This is a genomic window from Delftia sp. WSY_7, assembly GCF_043104845.1.
Lineage (GTDB): Bacteria > Pseudomonadota > Gammaproteobacteria > Burkholderiales > Burkholderiaceae_C > Comamonas > Comamonas tsuruhatensis.
Genome location: NZ_JBICLB010000015.1, coordinates 55562 through 71360 on the forward strand (window position 1 = coordinate 55562; position 15799 = coordinate 71360).

Sequence of the window (15799 nt, forward strand, 5' to 3'; positions counted from 1 at the left end):
GCAAGTGGCTTGCCCGCCCCTTGGCATCGACTTACTGAACCGCCGCTGCAGGTGCCGGTGCCGCTGCTGGCGCAGGCGCAGGTGCGGACTCTGGCGCAGCCGGCACAGCGGCCGGTGCCGCGCCGTACTGCCAGCCGGCGGGCAGCAGGCCATCGACCCAGTGCAGGCGCCAGGCCATCAGCGCCAGCAAGGCCACCACGGCCAGCGCCACCAGGGTGTTGCGCAGGCCGTTGCCTTCCGCATAGGGGTCGCCCGCCTTGCGCCGCGCGCCCACCGGCACCTTGGCGGTCTGCGACAGGCTGCGGCCCAGCGGCAGGTTGATGCGCATGCGGCCGTTGATGGCCCAGCCGCTGGCGTCCAGGATGGGCCCCAGGCTGCGCTGGCGCAGCTTGAGCCAGGCAATCATCATGCTGGGCCCTGAGATGGCCGCGATGAGGCCGACCAGGGCCACGGGAATCCAGGGCCCCAGGTCGATGAACTTGCCGAAGATGCCCACCAGCACGGCGCTGATGGAGCCCAGGGCCACGCCCAGGGCGGCCACGGTGCCCACATCGGTTTTGCGCGGGGCGGCGGCCGCCGTGGCTGTGGCGGCGCTGGCCGCTGCGGTGCCGGGCGCCGTGACCAGTTGGCCGGCCTGCGTGCCCAGGCTGGCGGTCACGCCCTCCTCCTTGGCCGAGGCGCGCTTGGCCACCTGTTCCTCCACCATGCGCAGGAATTTCTTGTAGGGCAGGAAGAAGGCCTGGCCGATGCTGGTGGGGTTCTCGATGAGCTTGACGATGGTGGCGTCCCAGTCGTTGCCTGCGCGGTCATAGAACACGCCGTTGCGGCCCACGAAGAGAAAGTCCACATCGCCCGCCGTGAAGGCCGCGACGATGGCTTTCTTCTTGCCCTCGCGCCGGAGCTCGCAGTAGGCCAGGCAGGTCTTGGCACGGCCGGCCAGCGCGGCATGGGCAGCCGTGTCGCTCACTTCCACGGTCAGGTCGCAGCTGCGGGCATCCAGGTAGAGCGTGCCGGCCTGGAAGGCCGAGCCCTCGCGCCGGTAGAAGCTGCTGAACGAGACGAAGTTGTTGAGCAGCGCCAGCAGGTCGCGCTGCAGGCGGATCAATTTTTCCAGCGCCACGGCCTGCAGGCTGTGTTCCTTTTCGGACTCGTCCTGGGCGATGAGGTCCAGCAGCGCGGCTTCCTGGCCGCCGTCCAGCAGCGCCTGCACCTCCTGTTGAGACAGGGCATCGAGCGGCGTGGCGGGCCGGGCCGCCAGCCATTGGCGGCAGGGCTGCAGGGCGGCCTTGACCTGTTCCCACTGCGCGGCGGTGATCTCCTGCAGGTCTTCGCCCAGCACGGGCTGCACGGCCTGCTCGCGCAGCGCCTGCAGCGCGCCGGCCCATGCGGGGTTGACGCCCTGGGCCAGCGGCAGCGCGCGGTCGGCCGCCACGGCGGCCAGGGGCAGCGCGGCAATGGCCTGGGCGCCGCTGTCCAGCACTTCGCGGCCCAGGGCGGCATAGCCCTCCACGGAGGGGTTGAGCGGGTCCTGCGCTCGCGTGTCGAAGGCGGCCAGGCGTGTGCGTGCGAAGAAGTCGTCCACCTTGGCCTGCACCGCGTCCACGGCGCGGGCGGCGGCCAGGGCCTGGTCGCGCTCGGCAATGCCGCAGCCCAGGGCCTCGGCGCCCGCATGCCAGTCGCGCAGTGCGCGCAGGTCCGCATAGAAGGCCTCTGCCTGCTGGCGCGCGATGCCGGCCACGCCGTCGGCGCCGGCAGTGGTGCCGTAGGCCTTGCCAATGCGTTCGATCAGCTCGGCCAGTGCCTTGTCGCCCTCGGCCGTGGCGGGGCTGACGATGCCGTCGCCATTGAAGCGCATGGCCGCCAGGGAGGCCAGGCGCTCGCGCACCTGGGCCAGACTCAGCGCGGCGCCGCCGGCCTGACCGGACAGGGCCAGCATGCGCTCGGCCTCGGCATGCAGCAAGGCGCCCTGCTCGCTGTCGCGCTCCAGGCTGGACAGTTGCAGCACGTCGCCGCCATCGGCCAGCACCTGGGGGTCACGCACGCGCGCCACGGCCCATTGGCAGGCGGCGATCAGTTCGGGCGGGCGGATGCGGCCGTCCTTGTCTTCGTCGATCAGGTCCAGCGTGTCGCTGTCGAACTCGATGCCGCGCGTGGGGCAGGCCAGGGCCACCCACAGCTTCTGGTCCAGCTCGCCGATGTGCGCAATGTCCTGCCCGGTGCGGATGACCACCTGGTCCACTCCACCGGCGCGAAAAAACTCCCAAGCATGTTGCTGCTGCATGAAATACCCAACGGCCGCTCTGGCCAACGTTCGAAAAACGGAAAAAGGGCCGCAGTTTAAAAGTCATTCGGCCTGTCCAATTGAAGACATTTGTCAACGACGGGCGTCAGTGCAGGCTGTCAGGGCTATTGCTTTGTGCAAAAATAAAAGCACTGAATAGATACTTTATTGCCTTCATGCCCTCCAACTCCACCGCGTCGGCCCCTCAACAAGGCCGGGACAAGCTGCACCTGCAGCTGGCGCGGCTGTTCCGCAGCAAGGTGTCCACGGGCGCCTGGCCCGTAGGCAGCGCCATTCCCACGGTGCAGGAGCTGCAGGCGCTGCATGGCGTGTCGCGCACCACGGTGCGCATGGCGCTGGGCGCCCTGGTGGCAGAGGGCCTGCTGCTCACGCGCAAGCGCGGCGGCACGCGGGTGATTGCGGCGCCCTACAAGCCGCCGTCCTTTCTGCTGCCCACCAGCTGGAAGGAGCTGGTGGCCTTTGGCGCCCACATCGGCCAGATCACCCTGCACACCGGGCGGGACTGCCTGCCGCCGATTCCCGAAGGCTTCCCCGACGTGGGCCGCATGGCCCCCGCCTACGTGCACCTGCTGCGCGTGTACGACCATGACGCGGCGCGGTTTTGCCTGTCGCAGCTGTACCTGGAGCAGGAACTGTTCCCCGAGATCGAGGCCCAGCTGCAGCGCAGCTCCCTGGCCGTGGCCCTGAGCAGCGACCCCTCGCGCATTGCCGTGGCGCGCCAGCACCTGAGCGTGGCACCGGCCGACGAACTGGCCGCCGAGCACCTGGGCGTGGCCCTGGGCACGCCGCTGATGCAGGCGCTGCGCTGGGCCTGCAATGCCGACGGGCTGCTGATCTACTGGGCGCGGGTGCGCTTTCTCAGCGAGTACGTGCATATGGAAATGGATCTCCTGAAATGAACCCCACCCCCTCCTCCCCGGCTTGTCGCCCGCATGCGGGCCGCGTGGCCTGGATCACCGGCTCGACCAGCGGCATCGGCCTGGCCGTGGCGCGCCATCTGGCCAGCGAGGGCGCGGCCATCGCGCTGCATGGCCAGGCCGCCGCTTCTGCCGAGACCGATGCGCTGGTGCGCGAAATCGCCCAAACGCATGGCGTGCCGGTGCGCCACTACGGGCTGGACCTGCGCGACGGCAGCGCCATCGCCCCGCTGGCGCAGCGCATTGCGGCCGAGATGGGCGCCATCGACATCCTGGTCAACAACGCAGGCATGCAGCATGTGAGCCCGCTGCTCGAATTCCCGGCCGGCAAGTGGGACGAGCTGCTGGCCGTCAACCTGTCGGCGCCCTTCCACGCCATCCAGGCCTGCGCGCCGCAGATGCTGGAGCGCGGCTGGGGCCGCATCATCAATATCGCCTCGGTCAGCGGGCTGGTGGGCGTGGCGCGCAAGCCGGCCTATGTGGCCAGCAAGCACGGGCTGATCGGCCTGACCAAGTCGGTGGCGCTGGAGTTCGCCACCACGCCCGTGACCTGCAACGCCATCTGCCCGGGCTGGGTGCTGACGCCGCTGGTGCAACGGCAGATCGATGCGCTGGCCGCGCGCGAGGGGCTGGATGCCGACGCGGCGGCCCGCCAGCTGCTGGGCGCCAAGCAGCCCTCCCAGGCCTTCGTGACCGTGGAGCAGGTGGCGGCGCTGGCCGGTTTCCTGGCCAGCGAGCAGGCCGACCAGGTGCGCGGCGCACACTGGAACATGGACGGCGGCTTTGCCGCCGCCTGACCCCGCCACGCCTCGCCCTGCCCCACCAAACCTCTTTTCATACCAACGACAGACAAACCCAACCAGGAGAGACAGATGTCCTTGAACGAAACCCATGACGCAGGCCTGCGCAGCTGGGTGGCCTCGGCCAACACCGGCGCCAGCGACTTCCCCATCCAGAACCTGCCCTACGCGGTGTTCCGCCGCGCAGGCAGCCAGGAGGCCTGGCGCGGCGGCGTGGCCATCGGCGACCAGGTGCTGGACCTGGCGCGCGCAAGCGCCCTCAAGGCGCTGGGCGATGCCGTGCAGCCGCAGCTGGAGGCCGCTTCGCAGCAGCGCCTGAACGGCTTCATGGCCATGGGGCCGGCCGCCTGGTCGGCCCTGCGCCTGGCGCTGTCGCGCGCGCTGCGCGAAGGCGCTGCCGCGCAGGACGCCCTCAAGGATTGCCTGGTACCCCAGGCCGAGGTGGAGTACGCCGTGCCGGCCCAGGTCGGCGACTACACGGACTTCTATACCTCGGTGCACCACGCCACCAACGTCGGCAAGCTGTTCCGCCCGGACAACCCGCTGATGGAGAACTACAAGTGGGTGCCAATTGGCTACCACGGCCGCGCCTCCAGCCTGCGCGTGTCGGGCGTGGACTTCCGCCGCCCCATGGGCCAGCTGAAGGCGCCCGACGCCGCCGCGCCCGCACTCAAGCCCTGCGCACGCCTGGACTACGAGCTGGAGATGGGCATCTACACCGGCGCCGGCAACGCCTGGGGCGAGGCGATTTCCATGGACGAGGCAGAGAACCACATCTTCGGCCTGTGCCTGCTCAACGACTGGTCGGCGCGCGACATCCAGGCCTGGGAATACCAGCCGCTGGGCCCCTTCCTGTCGAAGAACTTCGCCACCACGGTCTCGCCCTGGATCGTGACGCTGGAGGCGCTGGAGCCCTACCGCACGGCCTTTACGCGGCCCGCCGCAGATCCCCAGCCCCTGCCCTACCTGAGCTCGGCCGCCAACTCCGAGCGCGGCGCGTTCGACGTGCAGTTGAGCGTGGCGCTGGAGACCGGCCGCATGCGCGCCGAAGGCCAGGCCGCCCAGCAGATCACCCACACCAGCTACCGCCACGCCTACTGGACCATGGCCCAGCTGCTGGCCCACCACAGCGTCAACGGCTGCGACCTGCAGCCCGGCGACCTGCTGGGCACGGGCACGCTGTCCGGCCCCACGGCCACCGAGGCCGGCGCTCTGCTGGAGCTGACCGAAGGCGGCAAGAAGCCCGTGGCGCTGGCCAATGGCGAGAGCCGCACCTTCCTGCAGGATGGCGATGCCGTGATCCTGCGCGGCTGGTGCGAGAAGCCGGGCGCCGCGCGCATCGGCTTCGGCGAGTGCCGCGCCACGGTGCTGCCCGCGCGCCAGGGCTGACAGCAGCCTCCAATCGATCGGGCGCGATGGAGTCGCCCGATCGATAGCCACGAATGTCGTGATTCCGACAGCCACGAGTGCATGACACAATTGCTGACATGCCCGCCCCATCGGAAGAAGCCCTCTCAGCACCTCCCGCCACCATCGACTTCGGAAGGCAGGCGGCCCCTGCACGGCAGGAGCCCGCCTTTGCCGAGCCCGGCACCGCCAAGAGCCCCAGCAAGCTGCCGCCCTCGATAGCCAGCGCCTTCGCCGCCGCAGCCTACGCGCTGCAGCACGGCGATGACGGCACTGCCCCCAACGAGCGGGCAGGCGCCGGCGCACATTCCGGCGCCACCAGCTTCACGGGCGGACAGGGCACCGGCCTGATGCCGGGCCTGTACGCCAGCCTGATTGGCGAGCCCTCACGCGACTACTACCTGCGCCTGTTCGAGCGCTTCGATGCGCTGGGCAAGCCCTTGCCTACCTGGAACCTGGCCGCAGGCCTGTTCACCCTGCCCTGGTGCGGGCTGCGCGGGCTGTGGCAAGAGGGCGGCCTCTATGCGCTGGCCGCCGGCGGCACGGGCCTGGTCTGGGGCCTGCTGCTGCGCCCCGCGCTGGGCCTGCCCCCGGCGATTGCCCACGGCATCGATGCCACGCTGATCCTGCTGGCCGTTGCCATTCCCGGCCTGGGCGCCAATGCCCTGTACTGGCACCATGTGCGCCGCCACACGCTGCAAGCCATTGGCGAGGCCCCCAACATGGCCGCAGCGCACGAACGCCTGGCCCGCCGGGCGGCCACGCCCCTGCGCAAGCGCCTGGCCGTGGCGGCCGGTGCGGTGCTTGCCGCCGCTGCCGGTGCAGGCATCTGGGCGCTGTCGGGCATGCCACATTTCATGGCGGCACAGACCGAGGTGATTCCGTCCGAAGCCATACCGGCCGCTGCACCAGTTTCGCCAGCTGCACCAGCCGTGGCGCCAACGCCCGCCGCAGCCGTAGCTGCCGTTGAAACGCCAAGGACGGAACCGGCGCCCACACCCGCCCCCACTCCCGCACCCACGCCCCGGCCGCAAGAGCCAGTCGCCCAGGCCGAGGCACGCCCTGATCCGCAAGCGCCCTTGCCCGCTGCCGGCAGCACCGTCTCCGGCACGGTCGAACCCATGCCCGTAGTAGCAGCGGCCGGCGCGGCGGGTGCCGTCGCGGCCACTGCAGCGGCAGCCATTCCCGTCAAGGCCGCGTTGGTGCCAGCCAAAGCGCCTGCACCTGCCCCTGCACCAGCGTCCGTACACACAGCCACTCCAGCGCCCGCCAAGCCCTCCAAGGTGGCGGCTGAAACCAAACCAGCCAAGCCTGCCAAGCCTGCCGAACCCGTCGCAAAGGCCCCTGCACCTGCCAAGCCTGCCTCGGCGGCTCTGGAGCCGGGCAACTACTACATCAACATCGGCGTGTTCTCTGAAGCCGCCAATGCCGGGCGCGTGGTGGAGCGGCTGGAGAAAGCCAAGCTGCCCACGCTCAGCCAGACCCTGCACAGCAACAAGGGCGAGATCGTGCGCGTGCGCTCGGGCCCCTTTGCCAAGCAGCGCAGCGCCGATCAGGCGGCGGCCAGGATACGCGCCATGGGCCTGGAGGCCACGGTCTTCCACCACGCGCCCGCGGAAGGCCGCAGCGCGCGGCGGTGATGCCCTGGCAGCACCTTGGCAATGCCTTCGTGATGCCTTTGCTGCCGCCTGTTACTTCCGCATGCCAATGGCACCGCCCGAGCCCGGCTAAGGTATGCGGCGTTGTCCGAGGCGATGCGCCAGCGCCCGCCCTGATACTGCGCAGCACACACCCCCTGAATTGAGGAGACAGACCATGCCGATGATCACCACCCCAGCCCTGCACCGCCGCCTTGCCGCCCTGGCCCTGCTGGGCGCCACCACCCTGGTTGCGGGTTGCGCCGGCATGGGCAGTCCCTTTGGTGGCAGCAGCGGCGGCGGTGGGGCGCAGCCGGCCCCGCGCCCCGTGCAGGTCTGCAATGCGGCATCGGCCCAGTCCTTCGTGGGCAAGAGCAATACCTCGGCCACGCTGGAGGCCGCCCGCAAGCAGTCGGGCGCCTACATGGCCCGCGTGCTGCGCGAAGGCCAGCCAACGACGATGGAGTTCAACCAGGAACGCCTGAACCTGGTGGTCGACGGCACAGGCCGCATCGTGGCCGTGCGCTGCGGCTGATCGCCGACCGATTGCGCGGTGGCGCTGGATGAAGAAAGGACGCCGAGGCGTCCTTTTTCAATGGTCGTTGGCCCGCTCACTCGGCCAGGAACAGCTCCTGCAGGTCGCTGAGGAAGTCAAAGCCCCGCTCCGTGGGCACCACCCGGCCCAGGTCGCGCGTGATCAGGCCCTTGGCCTGTGCTGCATCCAGCCCCTTGGCGATGGACGACAGCGGCAGGCCCGTGCGCTCCATGAAGTCCTGCAGCGCAAAGCCTTCGCGCAGTCGCAGCGCGTTGAGCATGTACTCGAAGGGCAGGTCGGCGCGGCGCACCTCGCCGTCCTGCGCCAGTGGCGCGCCGGCCAGGGCCTGGTCCATGTAGCGCGCGGGATCGCGAAAGCGCACCTGGCGCACGATGCGGTGGGCAAAGCTGAGCTTGCTGTGCGCGCCCGCGCCTATGCCCAGGTAGTCGCCGAACTGCCAGTAGTTGCGGTTGTGCCAGCACTGGTGGCCCTCGCGCGCATAGGCCGATATCTCGTAGCGCTGCATGCCTGCGGCGGCGGTGCGCGCGGTGATGCGGTCCAGCATGTCGTAGGCCAGGTCGTCCTCGGGAATGGCCGGCGGGAACTTGGCGAAATACGTATTGGGTTCGATGGTCAGGTGATAGACCGACAGGTGCGGCGGCGCGAAGGACAGGGCCACGTCCAGGTCACGCGCCAGGTCCAGCTCGGTCTGGCCGGGCAGCGCGTACATCAGGTCGATGTTGAAGGTCTCGAAGCTGTCGGCCGCCTCGCGCACGGCCGCACGCGCCTGGGCGCCATCGTGCACGCGGCCCACGGCCTGCAGCAGGCGGTCGTCGAAACTCTGCACGCCAATGGACAGCCGCGTGACGCCGGCCGCACGGAAGGCGCGGAAGCGGTCGGTCTCGAAGGTGCCGGGGTTGGCCTCCATGGTGATCTCGCAATCGGCCTCCATGCGCAGGCGCGCGCGGATGGCGGCCAGCAGCCGGTCGATGGCCTCGGGCGCGAACAGGCTGGGCGTGCCGCCGCCGATGAAGATGCTGTGCACGGTGCGGCCCCAGATCAGCGGCAGCGCGCTCTCCAGGTCGGCGACCAGGGCGTCGATGTAGCGGTCTTCGGGCAGCTCGGGGCCGTCGCGGCCGTGCTCGTGCGAGTTGAAGTCGCAGTACGGGCACTTGCGAATGCACCAGGGCAGGTGCACATACAGCGACAGCGGCGGCAGGCTGCCCAGCTGCAGCGTGCCGGGGCGCATGTAGTGCTGGATGTCGCGCTGCACGGCGGCCTGGGCGCCGGCGGCCGCATCCTGGGGCTGGATGGGAATCATCGCACCCAGCGCTCGCGCACGAGTTCGATCATCTGCAGCGTGGCGCGACCGCGGTGGCTGTGCGCGTGCTTCACGGCCGGGTCCATCTCGGCGAAGGTCTGGCCCAGCTCGGGGATGTACATCACGGGGTCGAAGCCGAAGCCCTGCGTGCCACGGCGCTCGGTGGTGATCTCGCCGAGCACGCGGCCCATGGCGATCAGCGGTTCGGGATCCTTTGCGCTGCGCACGCCCACCAGGGTGCTGACCATGGCGGCGCGGCGGTCGGCCACGCCCTGCATCTGCTCCAGCAGCGCGCGCACGTTGTTGTCGTCGCTTTTCTCGTAGCCGAACTGCGTGCAGTAGTAGGCCGTGTCCACGCCCGGCAGGCCGCCGAAGTGCGAGACGCACATGCCGGCGTCGTCGGCAATGGCGGGCAGGCCGGTGCGCTCGGCTGCGAAACGGGCCTTGGCCAGCGCGTTCTCCACGAAGGTGCAATGCGGCTCGGGCGCCTCGCCCTCGAACAGGTCGCCCTGGCGGATCAGCTCCACCCCCAGCGGGGCGAACATGGCTTGCAGCTCGGCGAGCTTGCCGCGGTTGTTGGAGGCCAACACAATCTTCATCGTAGAAATCCATTCGGGCGCCCGTGCGCCCTTTGTCGTCAATAGGTTCGGTAGTCCATGCGCGCCAACGGCACCGCTGCCGCGGGCCGGCAGCGGCGTTCAGCGCTTGAACTGGCGCTCGGCCGAGCGGCGTATCGCTTCGTTGATCTCGGCGATGGAGCGCTCGATGGCCGCGTCGTCGAGCTCATCTTCCAGGTCTTCGATTGCCCCGCCCTGGATCGTGGATTCAAACGCGTCGTTCTCGATGTCCTGGGTGGAGATGCCCATGGTGGACTCGAAGGCGTCTGGCGTCTCCCACTCCATGGCAATGGCCGTGACGTTGTCGCTGGCATCGCCCGCATTGCGCAGCGCCGTATCGACCAGCTGGGGAATGGCCTGGGACACGGTGCGGCCGTGCAGGGTGCGCAGCAGGTGCCCTTCGTCCACGCTGCCCCACAGGCCGTCGGAGCACAGCAGCAGCTTGTCGCCCTGCTCCAGCCGGCGCGGCTCGGTCACGTCGTAGATGGGCTTGGACGGAGAGCCCAGGCAGGTGAACAGCACGTTGCGGCTCGATGTCTTGAGCTGCGCGGCGATCTCGCCCATCTCCAGATAGGAGTGATCGCGCGTGCGCACCAGCAGCTCGCCGCCGCGCACCAGGTACAGGCGCGAGTCGCCGCAATGGATCCAGGTGATCTTGCCCTTCTGGATGACGGCGGCGACCAGCGTGGTGCGCGGCGTGTCGATCATTCCCTTGGCGCTGGCATAGCGCAGGATCTGACGGTGCGCATGCAGCAGCGCATCGACCAGAAAGCCCTGCGGATCATCGAGCAGCGGCTTGGCCTGGCGCTGGAAATGCACGGACATCACCTGCAGCGCCAGCTGCGCGGCGACCTCGCCTTCGGGATGGCCGCCCATGCCGTCGGCCAGCACGAAGAGCACGGCTTCCCGCGTGTAGCAGTAACCCATGCGGTCTTCATTGAGCGCACGGCCGCCGCGGCGGCTCAGCTGGAATACCGAAAACCTCATGGCTTGCGCTCCTGGCCCACGGCTGGCAGGCCCGCTGCGCCGCTGATCTTTTGCATGTTCTTCTTGGCGTCGGTCACCAGCGTGTCCAGCTGCAGGCGCATGCGCTCGGAGACGCTGAGCTTGGTGTAGCGACGCTCGCCTTCGCGGCTCAATTCCTTTTGCAGCGCAAACACCGACTGCGGACGCGATCCCGGGTCCACGGCCATGCACCACTCGACCACCTCGATGAGATTGTCCGAATACACGCCGCGCAGCTTGGTCAGCGCCAGCGTGAGCCGGTCCTTGTCCTGACGCTGCGGCGCCTCGTTGGGCGGAAATCCCTGCATGCAGGCATAGATGCAGGCGCCGATGGCGTAGATGTCGGTCCAGGGACCCAGCGATGCGTCGCGGCGGTACATCTCGGGCGCGGCAAAGCCCGGCGTGTACATGGGGCGGATGAAGTTGCCTTCCTTGGACAGCACCTCGCGCGCCGCGCCGAAGTCGATCATCACGGCACGGTCGTCATTGGTGATGAAGATGTTGGCCGGCTTGATGTCCAGGTGCAGCATCTTGTGCTGGTGCACGATGCGCAGGCCGCGCAGCACCTCGTCGAACAGCGAGCGAATGGTCGATTCGCGGAACACCTTCTCGGCCTTGAGCTCGCGCGCGGTGACGACGAAGTCCTGCAGGGTGGCACCCTCCAGGTAGTTCATCACCATGTAGACGGTTTCGTTCTCGCGAAAGAAATTGAGCACGCTGACCACGGAAGCGTGCGAGATCTGCGCCAGTGAACGCCCTTCCTCGAAGAAGCTCTTGAGGCCCAGGCGGTACAGCGAAAGTTTTTCGGGCGCCACGGCGGGCTGCAGCTCTCCGGGGGCACGGGTGGCCAGCGAGGCGGGCAGGTATTCCTTGATCGCCACCTGCTTGCCCTCTGCATCCAAGGCCAGGTAAACGACGCCGAAACCGCCGGAAGCAAGCCTGCGCACCACCCGATAGCCGCCGATCGTGCTGCCTGGCGGCAATGGCGCCGGCTTGATCTTGGAAGACATTTTTCTCCGGTGAGTCTCAGGGATGGGGCGAAACCCGGATAATCGGGCAATTGCAAGCATCCATCAAAAGTCCAATGCCAGTTTACAGCATGACCGGATACGCCAGTGCCCAGCACGGCGCGTCCGAAGAAGATGGTGGAGCGTCGGGCCGCAACAGCCGGCTCGGTCTGGAGATCCGCTCGGTCAACAGCCGCTTCCTGGATCTTTCGTTCCGCCTGCCCGACGAACTGCGCGCGCATGAGCCAGCCTTGCGGGCCCTTTTGACCGCCCGCCTCAAGCGCGGCAAGGTCGAGGTGCGCGCCGCCATCGACAACGACGACGGCAACTCCCTGCCCGACCCCTCCACCGCCATGCTGCAGCGCCTGGCCATGCTCCAGGACACTGTCCAGTCCTGGTTGCCCGACGCCCGCAGCCTGTCCGTCTCCGACGCCCTGCGCCTGGCCAGCGGCAGCGGCAACTCGGCCGTTGACTGGAGCAGCGTGCTGCCCACGCTGGCAGAGCAGGCCCTGACCGAACTGCTGGAGGCCCGCGCCCGCGAAGGCAAGCGCCTGGCCACCATGCTGCTGGACCGCATCGCCCAGCTGCGCAAGCTCGCGGCAGACGCCACGCCCCTGGTGCCCCAGCTTGTGGAGCAGCAGCGCCTGCGCTTCATGGAGCGCTGGAAGGAAGCGATGGCCCTGGCCGAAGGCGCCGTGGCGCCCGAAGCCGCCCAGGACCGCGCCCTGACCGAGGCCACCGCCTTTGCCATCCGCATCGACGTGGCCGAGGAAGTCACCCGCCTGGACTCGCACCTGGACGAGATCCAGAGCCTGCTCAAGAAGGGCGGCGAGATCGGCAAGCGCCTGGACTTCCTGATCCAGGAACTGCACCGCGAAGCCAATACGCTGGGCTCCAAGTCCGCCACGCTGGAGCTGACCCGCATCAGCGTGGACATGAAGGTGCTGATCGAGCAGATGCGCGAGCAGGTGCAGAACATCGAATAAGCCCAACACAGATGCCCATGCGTGAACACACTGCGCAAAATTCCATGGATTACCCCGGAAACCTCTTTGTCGTCTCGGCCCCCAGCGGGGCCGGCAAGTCCAGCCTGGTGCGCGCGCTGCGCGAGTTCGATGCGCGCGTCTCCCCTTCCGTCTCCCACACCACGCGCGCGCCGCGTGGCCAGGAAAAGCACGGCCGCGAGTACTACTTCGTCTCCGACCAGGAGTTCGACGCCATGGTGTCGAACAACGCCTTCGTCGAATGGGCGAACGTGCACAGCCGCCGCTACGGCACGGCCAAGAAGGCGCTGGAAGAGCGCATCCAGGTCGGCACCGACGTGCTGCTGGAGATCGACTACCAGGGCGCACTGCAGGTCAAGCAAGCGTTTCCGAACGCCGTGCTGATCTTCATCCTGCCGCCCAGCTGGGACGAACTGCGTGCCCGCCTGGAAAACCGGGGCGAGGACGCGCCCGAGGTGATCGAGCTGCGCCTGAAGAACGCGGCCGAGGAGATGGCCCAGGTGGCGAAATTCGACTTCGTTATAATCAACGAATTGTTCGAGAGCGCACTGTTTGATCTCAAGACGATCATCCACGCACAGCGCCTCAAGTATGCGGCTCAGCGCAGCCGCCGCGCAGAGACCTTCGAGTCTCTCAATATTTCTGAACCCAACTGACGTTTCCCGGAGATCCTGATGGCACGCATCACTGTTGAAGACTGCCTGGAGCAGATCCCTAACCGCTTCCAGCTCGTGTTGGCCGCCACTTACCGTGCACGCATGCTGAGCCAGGGTCACACGCCCAAGATCGAAACCAAGAACAAGCCCGGCGTCACCGCGCTGCGCGAGATCGCCGAAGGCAAGGTCGGCATCGAGATGCTGAAGAAGGTTCCGGGCTGATTTGCTGCAAAGCAACACAATGGCCCCACAAAGAGCACCGCACAGCGGTGCTTTTTTTACATGAAGCCTGCACAAACCAGCATGCACGCTACATTTAAGTCATGAAAGCGGCCTTGACTTCGTTCACAGCCCCCTCTGATCCCGTACCGCCACCCCGGCCCGAGCGCATGTCTGCAGAGCAGGCAACCGCCGTGTCGGCCAATGCCTTTGCCGGACTGATGGAGCACCTGGGATACCTGGATGCCACCAGCATCGAGCAGGTGCGCGAAGCCTATGCCTTCGCCGACCAGGCCCACAGCGACCAGTGGCGCAGCAGCGGCGAACCCTATATCACCCATCCCATCGCGGTCACGGCGCTGTGCGCGAGCTGGAAGCTCGACGCCCCGGCCCTGATGGCCGCGCTGCTGCACGATGCGATGGAAGACTGCGGCGTCACCAAGGCCGATCTCGCCCAGCGCTTCGGCCAGGACGTGGCCGAGCTGGTCGACGGCCTCACGAAGCTGGACAAGCTGCAGTTCAACACGCGCGAAGAGAACCAGGCGGAATCCTTCCGCAAGATGCTGCTGGCCATGGCGCGCGATGTGCGCGTGATCCTGATCAAGCTGGCCGACCGCACCCACAACATGCGCACCATGGGCGACATGCCGCGCAGCAAGTGGGGCCGCATCTCGTCGGAAACGCTGGAGATCTACGCACCCATCGCCCACCGCCTGGGGCTGAACCAGACCTACCGCGAGCTGCAGGACCTGGCCTTCCGCCATCTGCATCCCTGGCGCTACGCCACGCTGGAAAAAGCCATCGCCCGCTCGCGCAAGCGACGCCGCGACCTGGTCCAGCGCGTGCAGGACGAGGTCAATGCCGAGTTCGCCGGCGCGGGGCTGCAGGCCCGCCTTGCCGGCCGTGAAAGCACGCTGTATTCGCTCTATCTGCGCATGGAGAAGAACCAGCTGAGCTTTGCCAAGGTGACGGACATCTACGGCTTTCGCATCATCTTGCCGCGTGTGATCGATTGCTACACGGCGCTGGGCGTGCTGCACCAGATGTACAAGCCCATGCCGGGCCGCTTCAAGGACTACATCGCCATTGCCAAGAACAATGGCTACCAGTCGCTGCACACCACGCTGGTGGGCCCCTCGGGCGTGAACATCGAGTTCCAGATCCGCACCGAGGAAATGCACATCGTCGCCGAGGCCGGCGTGGCCGCCCATTGGCTCTACAAGGCCCAGCCCGGCCACGATTCCGAGCAGCTGGGCACGCAGTGGCTCCAATCGCTGCTGGACATCCAGAACGAGACGCGCGATGCCGCCGAGTTCTGGGACCACGTCAAGGTGGACCTGTTCCCCGACGCCGTCTACGTGTTCACGCCCAAGAGCGAGATCATGGCCATGCCGCGCGGTGCCACCGTGGTGGACTTCGCCTATGCGATCCACAGCAAGGTCGGCAACCACATGACCGCCGCGCGCATCAACAACGAGGAAGTGCCGCTGCGCACCGAACTCAAGAGCGGCGACGTGGTGCAGATCGTCACCTCCGAAGACGCCACGCCCAACCCGGCCTGGCTGGGCTTCGTCAAGACCGGCCGCGCGCGCTCCAAGATCCGCCATTACCTGAAGTCGGCCGCGCAAAGCGAATCGGCACGCCTGGGCGAGAACCTGCTGGCCCAGGCCATGCGCGCCGAAGGCATGGACGCCGTGCCGCCGGCCGATGAAGCCAACCAGGCGCTGTGGGACGAAGTGCTGCGCATGGCAGGCAGCCGCAGCCGCGCCGACCTGATGGTGGACATCGGCATGGGCCGGCGCATTGCGTCGCTGGTGGCCTCGCGCCTGACGGCGCTGATGGCGCGCCACGGCCACCGGCCCGACGCCCTGCTGCTCACGCGCGAACGCTTCAATGCCAGCAACCGGCCCTTCCAGGGCGCCGTGCTGCTGGACGGCTCCAACCAAGGCTCCATCCACTACGCGCAGTGCTGCCGGCCCGTGCCGGGCGACGCCATCGTGGGCTATCTGGGCAGCGGCGAAGGCCTGATCGTGCACCACGCGCAGTGCAAGATCGCACAGCGCCTGCAGGAAAAGGACAGCGACCGCTTCATCGTCGTGGAATGGGCAGATGACATCGATGCCGCGCGCCTTTTCGAGGCCCGCATCGTCGTCACCGTCAACAACGGCAAGGGCGTGCTCGCCCGCGTGGCAGCCGAGCTGGCCGGCGCCGAGGTGGACATCCTGCGCGTGGACATGGCCGACGAGGCCGCCATGAGCACCACGGACCTGTGCTTCGTGATCTCGGTGCACGACAACCAGCAGGTGGAGTCCGCGCTGCGCAACCTGCGCCGCGTGCACTCGGTGGTGCGCGCATCGCGCGTCATCCCCTGA

14 protein-coding genes are annotated in these 15799 nt (G+C 68.1%); 9 read left to right on the forward strand and 5 right to left on the reverse strand.

What is annotated here, in order from left to right; translation table 11 throughout:
- Positions 1-31 precede the first annotated feature (31 nt).
- The gene (locus ACF8ME_RS07560) at positions 32-2281 is read right to left on the reverse strand and encodes a hypothetical protein (RefSeq protein ID WP_392415913.1); all 2250 of its coding nucleotides are present in this window, start codon (positions 2279-2281) and stop codon (positions 32-34) included.
- A gap of 176 nt (positions 2282-2457) precedes the next feature.
- On the opposite strand from ACF8ME_RS07560, the gene ACF8ME_RS07565 reads away from it, so the two are divergent.
- The 5 genes from ACF8ME_RS07565 (at position 2458) to ACF8ME_RS07585 (ending at position 7598) form a co-directional block, all read left to right on the forward strand.
- Entirely contained in the window at positions 2458-3201 is a 744-nt protein-coding gene (locus tag ACF8ME_RS07565; protein ID WP_016450321.1) for a GntR family transcriptional regulator, read from the forward strand.
- Positions 3198-4016, forward strand: a complete 819-nt coding sequence (locus ACF8ME_RS07570) for a 3-hydroxybutyrate dehydrogenase (protein WP_392415915.1) — start codon at positions 3198-3200, stop codon at positions 4014-4016. The genes ACF8ME_RS07565 and ACF8ME_RS07570 overlap by 4 nt, the downstream gene beginning before the upstream one ends.
- Before the next feature lie 75 nt (positions 4017-4091).
- Entirely contained in the window at positions 4092-5408 is a 1317-nt protein-coding gene (gene fahA / locus ACF8ME_RS07575) for a fumarylacetoacetase (protein ID WP_151019666.1), read from the forward strand.
- Positions 5409-5506: 98 nt separating this feature from the next.
- The gene (locus tag ACF8ME_RS07580; RefSeq protein ID WP_392415916.1) at positions 5507-7066 is read left to right on the forward strand and encodes an SPOR domain-containing protein; all 1560 of its coding nucleotides are present in this window, start codon (positions 5507-5509) and stop codon (positions 7064-7066) included.
- A gap of 175 nt (positions 7067-7241) precedes the next feature.
- On the forward strand, positions 7242-7598 hold the full coding sequence (locus tag ACF8ME_RS07585; RefSeq protein WP_392415918.1) for an I78 family peptidase inhibitor: 357 nt from the start codon (positions 7242-7244) through the stop codon (positions 7596-7598).
- Positions 7599-7674: 76 nt separating this feature from the next.
- On the opposite strand, the gene hemW is transcribed toward ACF8ME_RS07585, so the two are convergent.
- The 4 genes from hemW to ACF8ME_RS07605 form a co-directional block, all read right to left on the reverse strand.
- Positions 7675-8919, reverse strand: a complete 1245-nt coding sequence (hemW, locus tag ACF8ME_RS07590) for a radical SAM family heme chaperone HemW (RefSeq protein ID WP_392415920.1) — start codon at positions 8917-8919, stop codon at positions 7675-7677.
- Positions 8916-9518 carry an RdgB/HAM1 family non-canonical purine NTP pyrophosphatase gene (rdgB, locus tag ACF8ME_RS07595; RefSeq protein ID WP_016450315.1) on the reverse strand — a complete coding sequence of 201 codons (603 nt, stop codon included), beginning with the start codon at positions 9516-9518 and terminating at the stop codon, positions 8916-8918. Before rdgB ends, hemW begins: the two co-directional genes overlap by 4 nt.
- A 99-nt stretch (positions 9519-9617) precedes the next feature.
- Positions 9618-10523 (reverse strand): protein phosphatase 2C domain-containing protein, encoded by a 906-nt coding sequence (locus ACF8ME_RS07600; RefSeq protein WP_209672549.1) that lies wholly within the window; start codon positions 10521-10523, stop codon positions 9618-9620.
- Positions 10520-11551 (reverse strand): serine/threonine-protein kinase, encoded by a 1032-nt coding sequence (locus ACF8ME_RS07605; RefSeq protein ID WP_016450313.1) that lies wholly within the window; start codon positions 11549-11551, stop codon positions 10520-10522. The genes ACF8ME_RS07600 and ACF8ME_RS07605 overlap by 4 nt, the downstream gene beginning before the upstream one ends.
- Before the next feature lie 89 nt (positions 11552-11640).
- Between ACF8ME_RS07605 and ACF8ME_RS07610 the strand changes: the two genes are divergently transcribed.
- The 4 genes from ACF8ME_RS07610 to ACF8ME_RS07625 all read left to right on the forward strand — a co-directional run bounded on the left by ACF8ME_RS07610 (position 11641) and on the right by ACF8ME_RS07625 (position 15799).
- A complete protein-coding gene (locus ACF8ME_RS07610) occupies positions 11641-12534 on the forward strand; it encodes a YicC/YloC family endoribonuclease (RefSeq protein ID WP_017407182.1) in 894 nt (297 codons plus the stop codon).
- Positions 12535-12578: 44 nt separating this feature from the next.
- Positions 12579-13208, forward strand: a complete 630-nt coding sequence (gene gmk / locus ACF8ME_RS07615) for a guanylate kinase (RefSeq protein WP_016450311.1) — start codon at positions 12579-12581, stop codon at positions 13206-13208.
- Between the two features lie 18 nt (positions 13209-13226).
- Positions 13227-13430: a DNA-directed RNA polymerase subunit omega gene (gene rpoZ, locus ACF8ME_RS07620; protein WP_016450310.1), complete on the forward strand. Its 204-nt coding sequence runs from the start codon at positions 13227-13229 to the stop codon at positions 13428-13430.
- A 101-nt stretch (positions 13431-13531) separates the two neighbouring features.
- Positions 13532-15799 carry a bifunctional (p)ppGpp synthetase/guanosine-3',5'-bis(diphosphate) 3'-pyrophosphohydrolase gene (locus ACF8ME_RS07625; protein ID WP_016450309.1) on the forward strand — a complete coding sequence of 756 codons (2268 nt, stop codon included), beginning with the start codon at positions 13532-13534 and terminating at the stop codon, positions 15797-15799.

Excerpts from the sequence above, each read along its gene's own strand:
- ACF8ME_RS07610 (WP_017407182.1), top strand. The coding sequence starts at position 11,641 with ATGACCGGATACGCCAGTGCCCAGCACGGCGCGTCCGAAGAAGATGGT.
- hemW (WP_392415920.1), bottom strand. The coding sequence starts at position 8,919 with ATGATTCCCATCCAGCCCCAGGATGCGGCCGCCGGCGCCCAGGCCGCC.
- gmk (WP_016450311.1), top strand. The coding sequence starts at position 12,579 with ATGGATTACCCCGGAAACCTCTTTGTCGTCTCGGCCCCCAGCGGGGCC.
- ACF8ME_RS07600 (WP_209672549.1), bottom strand. The coding sequence starts at position 10,523 with ATGAGGTTTTCGGTATTCCAGCTGAGCCGCCGCGGCGGCCGTGCGCTC.
- ACF8ME_RS07565 (WP_016450321.1), top strand. The coding sequence starts at position 2,458 with ATGCCCTCCAACTCCACCGCGTCGGCCCCTCAACAAGGCCGGGACAAG.
- ACF8ME_RS07585 (WP_392415918.1), top strand. The coding sequence starts at position 7,242 with ATGCCGATGATCACCACCCCAGCCCTGCACCGCCGCCTTGCCGCCCTG.
- ACF8ME_RS07580 (WP_392415916.1), top strand. The coding sequence starts at position 5,507 with ATGCCCGCCCCATCGGAAGAAGCCCTCTCAGCACCTCCCGCCACCATC.
- rdgB (WP_016450315.1), bottom strand. The coding sequence starts at position 9,518 with ATGAAGATTGTGTTGGCCTCCAACAACCGCGGCAAGCTCGCCGAGCTG.
- ACF8ME_RS07605 (WP_016450313.1), bottom strand. The coding sequence starts at position 11,551 with ATGTCTTCCAAGATCAAGCCGGCGCCATTGCCGCCAGGCAGCACGATC.
- rpoZ (WP_016450310.1), top strand. The coding sequence starts at position 13,227 with ATGGCACGCATCACTGTTGAAGACTGCCTGGAGCAGATCCCTAACCGC.
- ACF8ME_RS07570 (WP_392415915.1), top strand. The coding sequence starts at position 3,198 with ATGAACCCCACCCCCTCCTCCCCGGCTTGTCGCCCGCATGCGGGCCGC.
- fahA (WP_151019666.1), top strand. The coding sequence starts at position 4,092 with ATGTCCTTGAACGAAACCCATGACGCAGGCCTGCGCAGCTGGGTGGCC.
- ACF8ME_RS07625 (WP_016450309.1), top strand. The coding sequence starts at position 13,532 with ATGAAAGCGGCCTTGACTTCGTTCACAGCCCCCTCTGATCCCGTACCG.
- ACF8ME_RS07560 (WP_392415913.1), bottom strand. The coding sequence starts at position 2,281 with ATGCAGCAGCAACATGCTTGGGAGTTTTTTCGCGCCGGTGGAGTGGAC.